Here is a 13,999-nt window from a genome sequence, read left to right on the forward strand (position 1 = left end):
CCACGGAAGGGACCTGACTCATGGGAGCGCAGCTCCGGGTCTACAAGCGTCGCATCCGGTCCGTCACCGCGACCAAGAAGATCACCCGGGCGATGGAGATGATCGCCGCCTCGCGCATCGTCAAGGCGCAGCGCAAGGTGAACGCCTCCACGCCCTACGCGACCGAGCTGACACGCGCGGTCACGGCGGTGGCGACCGGCTCCAACACCCAGCACCCGCTGACCACGGAGGTCGAGCGGCCCGCCCGCGCCGCGGTGCTGCTGCTCACCAGCGACCGGGGACTCGCCGGTGGCTACAACTCCAACGCCATCAAGAAGGCGGAGGAGCTGACCGGGCGGCTGCGCGGCGACGGCAAGGACGTGACCACGTACATCGTCGGTCGCAAGGGTGTCGCCTACTACCAGTTCCGCGAGCAGAAGATCGCGGACTCCTGGGCGGGCTTCACCGACGACCCGTCGTACCAGGACGCCAAGCAGGTGGCCGACCCGCTCATCGAGGCCATCCGCCAGGCGACCGACGAGGGCGGCGTGGACGAGCTGCACATCGTCTACACCGAGTTCGTCTCCATGCTGACCCAGACGCCCAAGGACGAGCGGCTGCTGCCGCTCAGCCTCGACGCGGTCTCCGCGTCCGCGAACGGCGGCGCCGCGGACGGCGAGGGGGCCGGGCAGGCCGCCTCCAAGGGCCAGCTCATGCCGCTCTACGAGTTCGAGCCATCGGCCGAGGACGTCCTCGACGCCCTGCTGCCGCGCTATGTCGAGGCCCGGGTCTACAACGCACTGCTCCAGTCGGCAGCCTCCAAGCACGCGGCCACCCGCCGCGCGATGAAGGCGGCGACCGACAACGCCGGGGACCTCATCAACACCCTCTCCCGGCTCGCCAACGGGGCCCGGCAGGCCGAAATCACCCAGGAAATCAGCGAGATCGTCGGTGGCTCCAGCGCCCTGGCCGACGCGAACGCGGGGAGTGACAAGTAATGACCACCGCAGTTGAGACGGCCGTCGCCACGGGCCGCGTCGCCCGGGTCATCGGCCCGGTCGTCGACGTGGAGTTCCCCGTCGACGCCATGCCCGACATCTACAACGCGCTCCAGGTCGAGGTCGACGACCCGGCCAACGCGGGCGAGCGCAAGACGCTGACCCTGGAGGTCGCGCAGCACCTCGGCGAGGGCCTGGTGCGCGCCATCTCCATGCAGCCCACCGACGGACTGGTACGCCAGGCCGCGGTGACCGACACCGGTGACGGCATCACCGTGCCCGTGGGCGACTTCACCAAGGGCAAGGTGTTCAACACCATCGGCGAGGTGCTGAACGTCCCCGAGGAGAACGCCAACATCGGCGAGCGGTGGTCCATCCACCGCAAGGCGCCCTCCTTCGACCAGCTTGAGTCGAAGACCGAGATGTTCGAGACCGGCATCAAGGTCATCGACCTGCTCACCCCCTACGTCAGGGGCGGCAAGATCGGCCTGTTCGGCGGTGCGGGCGTCGGCAAGACGGTGCTCATCCAGGAGATGATCTACCGCGTCGCCAACAACCACGACGGCGTCTCCGTGTTCGCCGGCGTCGGTGAGCGCACCCGTGAGGGCAACGACCTCATCGACGAGATGTCCGAGTCCGGCGTCATCGACAAGACCGCCCTGGTCTTCGGCCAGATGGACGAGCCCCCGGGCACCAGGCTCCGCGTCGCGCTGGCCGGCCTCACCATGGCCGAGTACTTCCGCGATGTGCAGAAGCAGGACGTGCTGTTCTTCATCGACAACATCTTCCGCTTCACCCAGGCGGGCTCCGAGGTCTCCACGCTGCTCGGCCGCATGCCCTCCGCGGTGGGCTACCAGCCCAACCTGGCCGACGAGATGGGCCTCCTCCAGGAGCGCATCACCTCCACCCGCGGCCACTCGATCACCTCCATGCAGGCGATCTACGTCCCCGCCGACGACCTCACCGACCCGGCCCCGGCGACCACCTTCGCGCACCTCGACGCGACGACGGTGCTCTCCCGGCCGATCTCGGAGAAGGGCATCTACCCCGCGGTGGACCCGCTGGACTCCACCTCCCGCATCCTGGACCCGCGCTACATCTCGCAGGACCACTACAACGCCGCGATGCGCGTGAAGACGATCCTGCAAAAGTACAAGGACCTCCAGGACATCATCTCCATCCTCGGCATCGACGAGCTGGGCGAGGAGGACAAGCTCACCGTCTTCCGCGCCCGCCGAGTCGAGCGCTTCCTGTCGCAGAACACCCACGTCGCCAAGCAGTTCACCGGCGTCGACGGGTCCGACGTGCCGCTCGACGAGTCGATCGCCGCGTTCAACGCTATCTGCGACGGCGAGTACGACCACTTCCCGGAGCAGGCGTTCTTCATGTGCGGTGGCCTTGAGGACCTGAAGAACAACGCCAAGGAGCTGGGCGTCTCCTGACCCGGCGCCGCGCGCGGACGGGGACCCCGGTGGGCCCCCGTCCACCGGTCCGGCGACGGGCCACTAGAATCCGACACAACACCCGGCCGCCGCCGGGTGCCGACCCGAGGAGCCCCCTTTGGCAGCAGAGCTGCATGTCGAGCTGGTCGCAGCCGACCGCCAGGTCTGGTCGGGCGAGGCCACCCTGGTCGTCGCGCGCACCACATCGGGCGACATCGGCGTCATGCCAGGACACCAGCCGCTGCTCGGTGTGCTGGAATCGGGCCCCGTGACCATTCGCACGACCGGCGGCGGCACCGTGGTCGCCGCGGTGCACGGCGGCTTCGTGTCGTTCGCCGACGACAAGCTGTCGCTGCTCGCCGAGATCGCGGAGCTGTCCGACGAGATCGACGTCAAGCGCGCGGAGCGGGCACTCGAACGGGCCAAGTCCGACGCGGACGCGTCCGCCGAGCGGCGCGCCGACGTACGACTGCGGGCGGTGGCAGTGCACTGACACCCGCGCGGAGCGAGACCCTGGCCGTGCCGTCCTGACCTTCCCACCAGGCGAAGGCCAAGGCGGCACGGCCAGCCTCAGCCGCGGCCGGGACCGGAGCATCCGGACCCGGCCGCGGCTGCGGCAATGCTGGATCAAATCGAATTGTCCCGTTACCGATGAGGTACCAGAGAGGCGAGGAGGTCGGTGCCGATGATCCTCGCTTTGCTGGTGTGCGGTATCGCGGTGGTGGTGCTGGCGGTACTGGGCCTCTTCGTGCTGGGGCTGCGCCGCAGGCTCATCCAGCGCTCGGGCGGAACGTTCGACTGTAGCCTGCGCTGGGACACGGTCCCGACGGGGGCGGGGGCGCCGCCCGACACCAGCGGCAAGGGCTGGGGCTACGGGGTGGCACGCTACAACGGCGACCGTGTCGAGTGGTTCCGGGTCTTCTCGTACGCGCCCCGGCCGCGCAGGGTGCTGGAGCGCGGTGCGATCGAGGTGGCGGGGCGGCGGCGGCCCGCGGGTGAGGAGGAGTTGGCGTTGCTCTCCGATGCGATGGTTCTCAGTTGTCTTCATCGGGGGACGCCGCTTGAACTTGCCATGAGCGAGGATGCGTTGACGGGGTTTCTGGCGTGGCTTGAGGCTGCGCCGCCTGGGCAGCGGGTCAACGTCGCGTGAGATCTGGCTGGCGTGATGCTTGGCTGGCGTGATTCTTCTGTGCGGGTGCGTTGGGGTTGCTCTGGCGTTTTTGCCCACCCGCCCACCCGATCACGGTGTCAAATGCCCTGTTCCTGGGCCAGTACCGCTGCCTGGAGTCTGCTTCGTAGGTTCAGTTTGCTGAGGATTCTGCTGACGTGGGTCTTCACGGTGGCCTCCGCCATGCTCAGATGTGCCGCGATGTCGGCGTTGGACATGCCGCGGCCGAGGCACGAGAGGACCTGACGCTCCCTGCGGGTCAGGGCGGCCAGCTCCGCGGGCTCCGGCGGGGGCGGGGCGTGGCCCCGCGGCGGTGCGGGCGCCGTGGCGAACTCCCTGATGAGCCTGCGGGTGACCGCCGGGGCGATCAGCCCCTCGCCGCGTGCCACCGTGCGCACCGCCGCCAGCAGCTCGCCGGCCTCCGCGTTCTTCAGCAGGAAGCCCGACGCGCCCGCGCGCAGCGCCCCGAAGACGTACTCGTCCAGGTCGAACGTGGTCAGTACGAGGACGTCCGCAAGCCCCTCCGCCACCACCGCCCGGGTCGCGGACACCCCGTCGAGCCGCGGCATCTGGATGTCCATCAGCACCAGGTCGGGGCGGAGCCCGCGGGCGAGGGACACGGCCCGCTCGCCGTCCTCGGCCTCGCCCACCACCTCGATGTCGTCGGCGCTGCCCAGGATCAGTACGAGGCCCGCGCGCACCGCCGACTGGTCCTCCGCGACCAGTACCCGGATGGTCATGACGCTCCCGTCCGCCGGGGCCCGCCGCGCCCGGCCGTGTCCGTCGGCAGTTCTGCGCACACCCGCCACACCTTGCCGTCCCCGCCGCCTTCGCCAGCCTCTTCGGCCCCTCCGCCCCCTTCTTCTCCTTCGCCTGCTTGGTCTGCTTCCTCTGCTTCGTCTGCGGTGGCCCGCTCGGGGCCCGCGGTGAAGGTGCCGTCGAGCAGTTCCACCCGCTCCCGCATCCCGATGAGGCCCGCGCCCGCGCCCGGCGCCCGTGGCCCGTCACGGCGGCCGAGTGGGCTGGTCACCCGGACCACCAGCGCCCCGGGGCGCTGCCGCAGCGACACGGTGACGGTGCCGGGGGAGGCGTGCTTGAGGGCGTTGGTCAGGGACTCCTGCACGATCCGGTACGCGGCGAGATCGACCGGCGCCGGGAGCTTCGCCGCGGGCCCCGAGGGCCTGCCGTCGGCCACGCGTACGTCGAGGCCGCCCGCCCTCGCCTGCTCGGCGAGCGCGCCGAGGCCGTCGAGTGTGGGGGCCGCCGTGGGCGCCTCGCCCGCCTCTCCAGAGTCGCGCAGCAGCCCGATAAGACGTCGCATGTCCGCGAGCCCCTCCACGCTGTTCTCCCGGATCACCGAGAGGGCCTGCCGGGTGGTGGCCGGTTTGTCGAGGGAGAGCGCGGCGGTGGCGTGGATGGCGATGGCCGACAGGTGGTTCGCCACCATGTCGTGCAGCTCACGCGCCATCCTGGCGCGCTCGGCGCTCACCGCCTGGGCCCGGTCCATCTCGGCGAGCAGCGCGGTCTGTTCCGCGCGCAGCCGCGCCGCGTCGGCGGCCTCCCGGTGCCCGCGCAGCAGCGCCCCCGTGGTGGTGGGCGCCCAGCAGACGAGGCCCGTGAGGACGCCGATCAGCAGCGCCTGCGGGTCCCTGAGCCAGATCAGCGAGCCGACCGTGACCGCCATGGTGATCAGCCCCGTCACCAGCGGCATCCGGCGGGCCTGCCCGGGGCTCCCGTAGAGCACGCCCGCGTACAGCAGGTCGGTGAACATCAGGATCGTGCCGAGGTTGCCGGGGGTGACCTGGTCGAAGACGACCGCGGCGGTGCCGCCGAGCACCGCGGCGCGCGGCCGCGTCCTGCGGACCAGTTCGAGCAGCGCGATCAGCAGCAGCGGCGGCAGCGACCAGGCCGCGCCCAGCGGCCCGTACTCCTGGGTGTGCAGTCCGAGCGACCACAGCAGCAGCCCGCCGAGCAGCCCGGCGGCTGCGATCAGCGCGTCGTGCGGATGCGGGCGCGGGGGCGGGGACGGCATGGTCCCATCCAAGCACCGTGGCGCCGCCCGCCTCTTGTCCAAGGAGAGGAGGCGCCGGCGCCCGCTACATCGAAGGATGCAGCGGGCTCTCGTCTCGGGCGACGACGCGCCGGGCGTGGCCCCGGCGGCAGTCTTGAGGCCGGACGGAAGGAGTCGGCCGTGGTCGTGGGACTGGTCATCGCCTGTGAGGTCGCGTTCTGGGTCCTGCTCGCCCTGGGCCTCTTCCTGCGGTACGGGGCGGGGCTGCGGCGCACCGGCGCGGCCGTGCTGCTGTGCGAGCCGGTCATGGAGGTGGTGCTGCTCGTCGCCACCGCGGTGGACCTGAGGAACGGCGCCGCGCCGGACTGGAGGCACGGGCTCGCGGCGCTCTACATCGGCTACACGGTGGCGTACGGGCACTACACGGTGCGCTGGCTCGACGGGAAGGTGCGCCACCGCTTCGCGGGCGGGCCCGAGCCGGTGAAGCCGCCCAGGTACGGCATGGCGAGGGCCAGGCACGAGGGCGTGCTCTGGCTGCGCACCCTGCTGGGCGCGGCCGTCGCCTGCGCGCTGCTCCAGGCGGCGATCTGGTACGTGGGCGGCGCCGGGGACACCTCGTCGCTGCGGAACTGGCAGTGGGTGGCGCTGCGCGCCCTGGGGCTGCACGCGGTGATCGCCGCCACGTACGTCATCTGGCCGAAGAAGGAGAAGGCCGCGAAGGCGGCCGGGGCGGGGACGGGGCCCGGGGTCCGCTGACACGGCAGGGACGGGCCCCGGGCCCCGTGGCCGTCCCGGCGCTCAGCGCTCCCCGCCGGGCACCCACAGCACGTCGCCGCGCTCCCCGTTCGCCGCCCTGGCCAGGATGAACAGCAGGTCGGAGAGGCGGTTGAGATAGGTGGCGGTCAGCTCGTTCATGCTGTCGGCGTGCGCGTCGAGCGCCGCCCAGGTGGACCGCTCGGCGCGCCGCACCACCGTGCACGCCTGGTGCAGCAGCGCGGCGCCCGGGGTGCCGCCGGGCAGGATGAAGCTGCTGAGCTTCGTCAGCCGCTCGTTGTACTCGTCGCAGTCCGCCTCAAGACGGTCCACGTACGCCTGCTCGACCCGCAGCGGCGGGAACTCCGGGTCGGGCACCACGGGGGTGCACAGGTCGGCGCCGACGTCGAAGAGGTCGTTCTGGACGCGGGTGAGGACCTGCGCCATGTCCTCGGGCAGTCCGCCGAGCGCGAGCGCGGTGCCGATGGCGGCGTTGGCCTCGTTGGCGTCGGCGTACGCGGCGATCCTGAGGTCCGTCTTGGGGACCCGGCTCATGTCGCCGAGGTTGGTGGTGCCCCGGTCGCCTGTCCTGGTGTAGATGCGGGTGAGTCTGACCATGGGGCAAGGGTAGTTATGCCTCGGTGCGCCGGATGACGCGCGCGCCGGCCGCGAGCGCGAGCGCGGCGAGCGCCACGGCCGCGAGCAGGCCGTAGAGCATGGCGGCGGTGGCGTAGTGCCCGGTGTAGCCGTCCCGTACCGCGTCGGCGAAGTACCGCAGCGGCATGAAGTGGGAGAGCGTGTCGAGCCAGCCGGGCGCCAGGGCCATCGGCAGCATCAGCCCGGAAAGCAGCATCGACGGCATGGTGACCGCGTTGACGACCGGGCCGAACTCCTGCGGGGTGCGGGCGCGGAAGGCGAGCGTGTACGAGAGCGACGCCAGCGCGAGCGCGAGCAGCGCCACGAAGACGAAGCCGAGCAGGACGCCGGGGAGCGGGGCGCGCAGCCCCATCGGCAGCGCGACGAGGACGAGCAGCACCGACTGGCCGACGAAGAGCAGGGTGTCGCGCAGCGCCCTGCCGAGCAGCAGGGCGGTGCGGCTCACGGGCGTCACCCGCATCCGCTCCATGACGCCCAGGTTCTTCTCGATGATGATGCCGAAACCGGCGAACGAGGCGCCGAACAGCGCCAGTTGGAGCAGCAGCCCGGGGACGAGCACCTGCCAGGAGCTGCCCCGCGAGCCGAGCGGGAGGCCGGTGAGCAGCGGCCCGAAGAAGAGCAGGTAGAGCAGCGGCATCAGGATGCCGAAGAGCATCTGGAAGCGGGAGCGGAGGGTCTGGCGGGCGTACCGCCGGAAGATGAGGGCGGTGTCGGCGGCGAGTGCGGACATGGCGGGCGTTTCCCTGGGTGGTGGGCGGACGGGGGAGTGCGGTGGTCAGACCGCGAGCGGGGCGGCGTCGGCCGGTGCGGGGCCGTGTCCCGTGAGGGCGAGGTAGGTGTCCTGGAGGGTGGCGTCGAGGGAGCCGCCGTAGCGGAGCTTGAGCGCGGCGGGGCCGCCCTCGGCGGCCACCACGCCCTTGTCGATGACGACGATGCGGTCGCAGAGCGCGTCGGCCTCGTCCAGGTAGTGCGTGGTCAGGCAGACGGTGGCGCCGTGCCCGTCGCGCAGGGCGCGCACCAGGTCCCACAGGGCCGCGCGGGCCGCGGGGTCGAGCCCCGTGGTGGGCTCGTCGAGGAAGAGCACCCGCGGGCGGTGGACGAGGCCGAGCGCGATGTCGAGGCGGCGGCGCTGGCCGCCGGAGAGAGCCGCGGTCGGGCGGCCGAGCAGTGCGGTGAGGTCGAGGTCGGCGGCCAGTTCCTCGGCGCGGGCGGCGGCCGTGTCGGCGCTCAGCCGGTAGAGGCGGCCCTGGGTGACCAGCTCCTCGCGGACCTCGACATGGGGGTCGAGGCCGCCCGACTGGGCCACGTAGCCGATGCGGGCGCGCACGCCCTGGGGGTCGCGCAGCAGGTCGTGCCCGGCGACGGTGGCGTGGCCCGCGGTGGGCCGCAGCAGTGTGGTGAGCATCCGCAGGGTGGTGGTCTTGCCGGCGCCGTTGGGCCCGAGGAGGCCCACGATCTCGCCCTCGGCGACGGACAGGTCGATGCCGCGGACCGCGTCGACGGGGCCCGCCTTGGTGCGGAAGGTGCGGCTCAGGCCGCTGGTGGTGATGACTGCCATGCCCCACAGAAAAACAGAGCGACTTAAAAATTGCAATGCCACCAAAAATGTAGGGTCCCCATCGACGGGTAGGATCGGGCCGGGCGGCGCACGGCCCGCGCCCCCGCGGAGTACGGCAGGGAGGGTGTGAGGAGTGGCGGCGAGCGGCGAAGGTGCCCCGGAGGAAGGGGGCCTGCGGGAGCGCAAGAAGCGGCGGACCAGGCAGTACATCTCCGATGTGGCCACGGGCCTGTTCCTTGAACGCGGCTTCGACGCGGTCACCGTCGCCGAGGTCGCCCAGGCCGCCGACGTGTCCGTGAACACCGTCTACAACTACTTCCCGGCCAAGGAGGACCTGTTCCTCGACCGGATGTCGGGCGTCGTCGACCGCCTCTCGCGCTGGGTGCGCGGCCGCGACACCGGGGAGTCCGCCGCCCGCGCGGTGCTGCGCGAGCTGCGCGACGAGGTGGAGGCGGTGTCCCCGCGGGTCGGCCTGATGGCGGGCTACGACCGCTTCATGCGGGTGGTGCACGGCTCCGCCGCGCTGCGCTCCCGGCTGTGGGCCGTCCAGCAGACGGTGCGGGAGAACCTGGAGGCCACCCTCCGCGAGGAGACCGGCGCCGCGCCCGACGACCCGCTGCCCGCGCTGATGGCGGGGCAGATCAACTGGGTGCACGAGACGGCGATGGGCACCATCGGCCGCGAGATGGTGCGGCTCGGCGATCCCGCGGTGGTCTCCAGGGGCGCGCTCGAAGTGCTCGACGCGATCGAGGACCTGCTGAGCGAGCGCGTACTGAACTACGCGGTACGCGGCGGCTGATGACACGGCGGTGGGCGGCGCGCCCCCGCGGCGCCACGCCCGGGACCGCCCGGCCCCCCGGTCCCAAGTGCCGGTCGGGGATGTGAAGTCCGTCATGTGAGACGTGACACGCATCTCCTCGGCCCCCACAACGCCCGCTCAAAGGCTAGGGTCCCGGGGCAAGGCGACACGCCCGTGCACGCCGTCCGCCGCCCCGGCGCACGCGGAGCGCGGCACGGGCGCGCGCCGCAGGGCACACACGACAAAGGAGTCGGACAGTGGCACGCAAGCTCGCCGTCATCGGAGCGGGACTCATGGGCTCGGGCATCGCCCAGGTGTCGGCGGCGGCGGGCTGGGACGTCGTCCTGCGCGACGTCACCGACGAGGCGCTCGCCCGCGGCCGCGGTGCCATCGAGGCGTCCTACGGCAAGTTCGTGGGCAAGGAGCGGATGACGGCGGACGAGGCGGACGCCGCGCTCGCCAGGATCACCCCCACCACCGACCTCGGCGCCGCCGCCGACGCCGACATCGTCGTGGAGGCCGTCTTCGAGCGGCTCGACGTGAAGCTCGGCATCTTCCGCGACCTCGACACCCTCGTCGGCCCCGGCACCGTGCTGGCCTCCAACACCTCCGCGATCCCCATCACCAAGATCGCGGCGGGCACCTCGCACCCCGAGCGCGTGGTCGGCACCCACTTCTTCTCACCGGTCCCCATGATGGCGCTGTGCGAACTCGTGCGCGGCCACAAGACCAGCGACGAAACCCTCGCCACCGCACGGGAGTTCGCCGAGTCCATCGGCAAGACCTGCGTCGTCGTCAACCGCGACGTCGCCGGGTTCGTCACCACCCGCCTCATCACGGCGCTCGTGGTGGAGGCCGCCAGGCTGCACGAGTCGGGTGTCGCCACCGCCGAGGACATCGACCTGGCGTGCCGCCTCGGCTTCGGGCACACCATGGGCCCGCTCGCCACCGCCGACCTCACCGGGGTCGACATCCTGCTGCACGCCGCCGAGAACATCTACACCGAGACCCAGGACGAGAAGTTCGCCCCGCCCGAGCTGATGCGCCGGATGGTTGACGCCGGTGACATCGGCCGCAAGAGCGGGCAGGGGTTCTACGAGCACTGACCACCAGCGGCGCGCCGATGCCGTGTAACCCCCACGGGGCCCTGGGCCCGGCCCACGCGGTCACCCCCAGGGGCGATTTCGATATCGGTTCGCTTACAACCAGAAACGTATCCGCCCGGGCGGCAGTCAGGTGCAGTGACATGAACGGACGTCACACCCACCGCTCGCCACACGGACGACACCCACCCGACATACGCGTGCCGCACTGACGACACGGGACCGACGCACTCTCGGGAGCGCATATGCACATCAGGGGCGACCACGCCGAGCTGGTCGTCGGGGGCCGCCTCGACGTCCACAGCGCGGCGGACGCCCGTACGGCCCTGCACTCGGCCATCGACGACGGCGTCGGTGACCTCGTGCTCGACCTGACCGAACTCGACTCCTGGGACGCCACCGGGCTCGGTGTCATCATGGGCGCCCACCGCAGGGCGGGACGCTGCGGCCGCCGCCTGGTGCTGCGCGGTGTGCCGCCCCAGATGCGCCGGCTGCTGGTGGCGACCAGGCTGCACCGCATCCTCGCCATCGAGGGCGGAATCCGGCTGGAGACCCTGCCCCGGGTGTGACACTGTCGCGGCGCAACGGGGGCGGCCGGGACACCGCGCGCCCTACCCGGGCAAACGGCGCGAGCGGACGGAAAGCGGGGGCGACCGGGGCGACGGGGCGGGATCGGCCGAGACCGTGACGTGTCGGGCCGCGGGCACCCCGGCTGTTCCGGAGCACCGGCCAAAGGACTACTGTGCGGGGGCCGTTACTCGACGCCCCGGAACCGCAGAAAGCAACCAGCACGGTGTGCCAGGCCCGCGGCGGCCCCGCACACACCGCTTTGGGGAGTATGGACCATGGACCCGAAGAACCGGGGACCCGAAGGCTACGACACCCAGGGACCCGAGCAGGGCCCCCGCCCCGTGGGCCTCCCCGAACCCGACGCCCCCGCGCCCGGCGGTCCCGCGCCCGCCCGCGTCGTCCAGGTGGTGTCGGGCGACCTCCTCGTCACCGTCAACCCCGTCGACGGCAGCGAGGTCGAGCCCTGCCCGCCGACCCGCCGCCCCGCGTCGCCCGCCGCCAGGTACTCCGCCGCGGAGCGCGCCGAACTCGGCGGCGCGGGCCGCGCCGTGCGCCCCGGGGCCGCCCTCGCGCCGCTGCCGCTGCTCGACCGGCAGGAGGAGCGCGGGCGCGTCGTCAGGCTCCTCGCCCGCGGCCGCTCCGTGCGCCTGACCGGGCTCGCGGGCGCCGGGCGCTCCGCGCTCCTCGACGCCGTCGCCGACGACTGCGTGGGCTTCGCCCCCGACGGCGTGGTGCGCCTGAGCGGCCATCGCCGCACCCCCAGGGAACTGCTGTACGAGCTGTACCGCACCGTTTACCGCGCCGAGGACCACCGCCCCGCGCCCGAGGACATGGCGGGGCAGCTCGACACCGTGGGCGCCATCGTCGTCGTCGACGACCTGGAGTTCGGCGGCGACACCCTCGACGAACTCCTCGACGCCACCCCTGAGTGCGCCTTCATCGTCGCCTGCACCCCCGACGTGCCCGGGCCCTCGCCCGAGGCCCAGCTCGAAGAGGTCTTCCTCGCCGGGCTCAGCCGCGGCGGCAGCCTCGACCTGCTCGGCCGCGCCACAGGACGCCCCCTCACCGACGACGAGACCCAGTGGGCCGGTGACCTCTGGTTCGAGTCCGGCGGCCTGCCCGTGCGCTTCGTGCGCGCCGGGGCGCTGCTGCGCGGCGCCACAGGACCCGACGCCGCGCCGGGGGAGCCCGCGCCGCCGCTGCCGTCCGTCGCCGACGTGTCCGCGCCCGCCGTGCTGCTCGCCGCCGGGCTCGGCGAGTCGGCGCGCGCGGTGCTCCGCCTCGCCGTCGCGCTCGGCGGCGAGGTGCCGCACCAGGCGCAGCTCCCCGCCCTCGTCGACGACCCGCACGCCGAGAACGCGCTCGCGGAACTCCTCCAGTGCGCCCTGATCACCCCCGTGGGCGGCCGCTACCGGCTCGCGCACGGTGTGCAGGCGGAACTTGAGGCCGCCAGGTTCGTCACCGCCGCCGGGAGCGCGGAGCTTCTTGAGGCCGCGGGCGGGCACTACGCCTGGTGGGCCGGGCACCAGGCGGTCGCCTCCACCCAGGTGCTGGCCCAGTCCGACGCGCTGCTCGCCGCGCTCGCCGCCCTGGTGGTACGGGCCACGGCCGCCGCCCAGGACGGCGGGGGCACCGCGGGCGAACTGGCCGTGAAGCTGGCCCGCACCGCGGCGCCCGCGCTCGCCGCCGGGCTCGACTTCGGCTCCTGGGAGCGTGCGCTGCGCGCGGGGCAGGAGGCCGCGCGGCTCACCGGTGAGGTGGCCCAGGAGGCGTACTTCCACCATGAACTCGGCGTGCTCGCGCTCTGCTTGGGCCGACTTGACCGGGCGCGCGCCGAACTCGAAGCCTCCATCGGGCTGCGCGGCGCCCTCGCCGACCGCCGCGGCACCGTCGCGGGCCGCAGGGCGCTCGCCCTCGTCGAGGACCGCTCGGGCGACCTGCCGGGCGTCACACCGCCGCTCGGCCTGCCCGCCGTGGCCGCACCGCCGCCCGCCGACGGGCCCGCCCTTCCGGTCCCCGCCCCGGCGGTGCCCCAGGCCCCGCAGCCGCCGACGTCGCTCACCCCGGCCGCCGCTGCCGCCGCCGTGGCCGCCTTCGACGCGCTGGACGCGGCCGAGGCGCCCGCCGCCGCGGACGAAGGGCCCGCGACCCTCGTCGCCAGGGCGCCGGGCGACGGGCAGGGGCCCGCCGAGGAGCCGCCGCTGAAGCACCGCAGGCGGATCAGGACCACTCGGCGCAACCTGGTCTCGGCCGGGGCGGGCGCCGTGCTCGCGGCCGTGCTCGGCACGGTGGTGACCCTCGGGGCGACCTCCGACAGCGACACCCCCTCGGACCACGTCGGCACCTCGCCGTCCGTCAGCGACGACGACGACGAGGGCGGCGCGAGCGCGGCCGACCCGCCGCACGACACCAGCGCCAGCCCCAGCACGTCCAAGAAGCCCAAGCACCGCAAGGAGCCCTCGGACTCGCCGAGCGCGAGCACGTCGGGGGGCTCCACCGCGCCGGGGGACGAGGAGAGCGGCAGCGGCGGCGGCTCCCGGCACGGCTCGGGCGGCTCGTCCGGCGGCTCGCACCACTCCTCGGGGCCGTCGTCGAAGCCGCCGTCCCACCACACCTCGAAGCCGCCCTCGGACCCCGACAGCCCGCCCCCCGACGACCCGACGTCGCCCCCGCCCGACTCCGACGAGCCCACCGACCCCGGCTCGCCCACCGACGAGCCCTCGGACCCGCCGAGTTCCGACGCGGACACGGCCTCCCAGACGGCGCCCGTCGGGTCCGACGACACCGCGACGGCGGCGGTCCGGTAGCGGCCGGAGGCACGCACAGCGGCGGCGCGGGGGGGCCCGGGGGGCCCCCCCCCCCCCCCCGGGGCCCCCGCCCCCGCGGGGGGGGGGCGGGGGGAAAAGCCCCCGCGTGTGGGGCGAGCTGGCCCCCCGGGCCGGGGTGTGCAGGGCCGGGGCG

General features: G+C 73.3%; 14 protein-coding genes. 9 read left to right on the top strand and 5 right to left on the bottom strand.

From position 1 onward, the window contains the following. Nucleotides 1-20: 20 nt before the first annotated feature. The 4 genes from ACIBIW_RS14665 (at nucleotide 21) to ACIBIW_RS14680 (ending at nucleotide 3,569) form a co-directional block, all read left to right on the top strand. The gene (locus ACIBIW_RS14665) at nucleotides 21-977 is read left to right on the top strand and encodes a F0F1 ATP synthase subunit gamma (RefSeq protein ID WP_399335797.1); all 957 of its coding nucleotides are present in this window, start codon (nucleotides 21-23) and stop codon (nucleotides 975-977) included. Beyond that, nucleotides 977-2,419: a F0F1 ATP synthase subunit beta gene (gene atpD, locus ACIBIW_RS14670; RefSeq protein WP_399335799.1), complete on the top strand. Its 1,443-nt coding sequence runs from the start codon at nucleotides 977-979 to the stop codon at nucleotides 2,417-2,419. The genes ACIBIW_RS14665 and atpD overlap by 1 nt, the downstream gene beginning before the upstream one ends. Before the next feature lie 118 nt (nucleotides 2,420-2,537). Beyond that, the gene (locus ACIBIW_RS14675) at nucleotides 2,538-2,912 is read left to right on the top strand and encodes a F0F1 ATP synthase subunit epsilon (protein WP_399335801.1); all 375 of its coding nucleotides are present in this window, start codon (nucleotides 2,538-2,540) and stop codon (nucleotides 2,910-2,912) included. A 192-nt stretch (nucleotides 2,913-3,104) separates the two neighbouring features. Beyond that, nucleotides 3,105-3,569, top strand: a complete 465-nt coding sequence (locus ACIBIW_RS14680; RefSeq protein ID WP_399335803.1) for a DUF2550 domain-containing protein — start codon at nucleotides 3,105-3,107, stop codon at nucleotides 3,567-3,569. 98 nt (nucleotides 3,570-3,667) lie between these two features. Here the strand turns inward: ACIBIW_RS14680 and ACIBIW_RS14685 are convergent, their stop codons facing one another. Further along, complete coding sequence (locus tag ACIBIW_RS14685; RefSeq protein ID WP_399335805.1) at nucleotides 3,668-4,327, bottom strand: response regulator; 660 nt, start codon at nucleotides 4,325-4,327, stop codon at nucleotides 3,668-3,670. Further along, nucleotides 4,324-5,619: a sensor histidine kinase gene (locus tag ACIBIW_RS14690; protein ID WP_399335807.1), complete on the bottom strand. Its 1,296-nt coding sequence runs from the start codon at nucleotides 5,617-5,619 to the stop codon at nucleotides 4,324-4,326. Before ACIBIW_RS14690 ends, ACIBIW_RS14685 begins: the two co-directional genes overlap by 4 nt. Before the next feature lie 159 nt (nucleotides 5,620-5,778). Between ACIBIW_RS14690 and ACIBIW_RS14695 the strand changes: the two genes are divergently transcribed. Beyond that, nucleotides 5,779-6,354 carry a hypothetical protein gene (locus ACIBIW_RS14695; RefSeq protein WP_399335809.1) on the top strand — a complete coding sequence of 192 codons (576 nt, stop codon included), beginning with the start codon at nucleotides 5,779-5,781 and terminating at the stop codon, nucleotides 6,352-6,354. A 42-nt stretch (nucleotides 6,355-6,396) separates the two neighbouring features. Here ACIBIW_RS14695 and ACIBIW_RS14700 read toward each other — a convergent pair whose 3' ends face one another. The 3 genes from ACIBIW_RS14700 to ACIBIW_RS14710 are packed head-to-tail and all read right to left on the bottom strand — an operon-like array spanning nucleotide 6,397 to nucleotide 8,566. Further along, entirely contained in the window at nucleotides 6,397-6,969 is a 573-nt protein-coding gene (locus ACIBIW_RS14700; RefSeq protein WP_399335811.1) for a cob(I)yrinic acid a,c-diamide adenosyltransferase, read from the bottom strand. A 13-nt stretch (nucleotides 6,970-6,982) separates the two neighbouring features. Beyond that, nucleotides 6,983-7,738 (bottom strand): ABC transporter permease, encoded by a 756-nt coding sequence (locus ACIBIW_RS14705; RefSeq protein WP_399335813.1) that lies wholly within the window; start codon nucleotides 7,736-7,738, stop codon nucleotides 6,983-6,985. 45 nt (nucleotides 7,739-7,783) lie between these two features. Continuing rightward, the gene (locus ACIBIW_RS14710; RefSeq protein ID WP_399335815.1) at nucleotides 7,784-8,566 is read right to left on the bottom strand and encodes an ABC transporter ATP-binding protein; all 783 of its coding nucleotides are present in this window, start codon (nucleotides 8,564-8,566) and stop codon (nucleotides 7,784-7,786) included. A 133-nt stretch (nucleotides 8,567-8,699) separates the two neighbouring features. Between ACIBIW_RS14710 and ACIBIW_RS14715 the strand changes: the two genes are divergently transcribed. From ACIBIW_RS14715 to ACIBIW_RS14730, 4 genes are all read left to right on the top strand, one after another. After that, nucleotides 8,700-9,365, top strand: a complete 666-nt coding sequence (locus ACIBIW_RS14715; RefSeq protein WP_399335817.1) for a TetR/AcrR family transcriptional regulator — start codon at nucleotides 8,700-8,702, stop codon at nucleotides 9,363-9,365. Nucleotides 9,366-9,622: 257 nt separating this feature from the next. Further along, nucleotides 9,623-10,471, top strand: coding sequence for a 3-hydroxyacyl-CoA dehydrogenase family protein (locus ACIBIW_RS14720; protein ID WP_399335819.1), 849 nt, complete (start codon nucleotides 9,623-9,625; stop codon nucleotides 10,469-10,471). A 242-nt stretch (nucleotides 10,472-10,713) separates the two neighbouring features. Next, nucleotides 10,714-11,037 (top strand): STAS domain-containing protein, encoded by a 324-nt coding sequence (locus ACIBIW_RS14725; protein ID WP_399335821.1) that lies wholly within the window; start codon nucleotides 10,714-10,716, stop codon nucleotides 11,035-11,037. Nucleotides 11,038-11,313: 276 nt separating this feature from the next. Continuing rightward, nucleotides 11,314-13,845 (top strand): ATP-binding protein, encoded by a 2,532-nt coding sequence (locus ACIBIW_RS14730; protein WP_399335823.1) that lies wholly within the window; start codon nucleotides 11,314-11,316, stop codon nucleotides 13,843-13,845. Nucleotides 13,846-13,999 lie beyond the last annotated feature (154 nt).

Source organism: Streptomyces sp. NPDC050560, from assembly GCF_044457285.1.
Lineage (GTDB): Bacteria > Actinomycetota > Actinomycetes > Streptomycetales > Streptomycetaceae > Streptomyces.

Excerpts from the sequence above, each read along its gene's own strand:
- ACIBIW_RS14710 (WP_399335815.1), bottom strand. The coding sequence starts at position 8,566 with ATGGCAGTCATCACCACCAGCGGCCTGAGCCGCACCTTCCGCACCAAG.
- ACIBIW_RS14725 (WP_399335821.1), top strand. The coding sequence starts at position 10,714 with ATGCACATCAGGGGCGACCACGCCGAGCTGGTCGTCGGGGGCCGCCTC.
- ACIBIW_RS14680 (WP_399335803.1), top strand. The coding sequence starts at position 3,105 with ATGATCCTCGCTTTGCTGGTGTGCGGTATCGCGGTGGTGGTGCTGGCG.
- ACIBIW_RS14665 (WP_399335797.1), top strand. The coding sequence starts at position 21 with ATGGGAGCGCAGCTCCGGGTCTACAAGCGTCGCATCCGGTCCGTCACC.
- ACIBIW_RS14685 (WP_399335805.1), bottom strand. The coding sequence starts at position 4,327 with ATGACCATCCGGGTACTGGTCGCGGAGGACCAGTCGGCGGTGCGCGCG.
- atpD (WP_399335799.1), top strand. The coding sequence starts at position 977 with ATGACCACCGCAGTTGAGACGGCCGTCGCCACGGGCCGCGTCGCCCGG.
- ACIBIW_RS14690 (WP_399335807.1), bottom strand. The coding sequence starts at position 5,619 with ATGCCGTCCCCGCCCCCGCGCCCGCATCCGCACGACGCGCTGATCGCA.
- ACIBIW_RS14730 (WP_399335823.1), top strand. The coding sequence starts at position 11,314 with ATGGACCCGAAGAACCGGGGACCCGAAGGCTACGACACCCAGGGACCC.
- ACIBIW_RS14705 (WP_399335813.1), bottom strand. The coding sequence starts at position 7,738 with ATGTCCGCACTCGCCGCCGACACCGCCCTCATCTTCCGGCGGTACGCC.
- ACIBIW_RS14700 (WP_399335811.1), bottom strand. The coding sequence starts at position 6,969 with ATGGTCAGACTCACCCGCATCTACACCAGGACAGGCGACCGGGGCACC.